The following is a 506-nucleotide window of genomic DNA, read 5'->3' as shown; positions in this document are numbered from 1 at the left end:
CAGTTGGAATTCGACTTTTAGTCGAACGGTAAAACTGGAGCTTAGCCCAGAGAAAGCCCGCGAGTTAAAGGAACGAGGTCAAATCGTTTTAGTTGGACGCTTGATCGCGCCCTACATATCGATCGAAAGCGTCTATGAACGGCCAACGTTCAAAGACCCCTCGCAAACCACCTTCAAAGAATACCACGTCAAGGCCGAAGCAGCATGTATGCTGATCGTCAAGGACGGAGAAGTCGTCTCCAATGTTTCGCTTCTATAAAAGAAGACCGCGATAGCTAATATAAGTAAGATCATCGCAAGAGCGTTTCGATAAAGCTCAATGCGCTAGGAAGAGATGCAGGAATAGCAGCCCAAGGTATAAACCTTGCAAATGCCAACGCAGTTGCCGTCTTGGACGGCCAGCATCCAAAATAGCTTAACGTGATCTAGTTTGGAATCTTGCACGACAACCTCACGGCGCTGCCTTTGCAGCGCGGTTTGACCGAGGGCCTCAAGATCAAGTTACG

1 protein-coding gene is annotated in these 506 nt (G+C 48.6%); it reads left to right on the top strand.

Going from position 1 to position 506, the window contains the following annotated elements; genetic code table 11:
* Positions 1–259: hypothetical protein (locus ADT71_RS32490; protein ID WP_231635428.1), on the top strand; the 259-nt coding region annotated here is incomplete at its 5' end.
* Between the last annotated feature and the right edge of the window lie 247 nt (positions 260–506).

It is taken from the genome of Novosphingobium sp. ST904 (genome assembly GCF_001298105.1).
Classification (GTDB): Bacteria; Pseudomonadota; Alphaproteobacteria; order Sphingomonadales; family Sphingomonadaceae; genus Novosphingobium.
The sequence above is the reverse complement of the archived record's forward strand: the minus strand, read 5'-3'. Positions and strand labels throughout refer to the sequence as shown.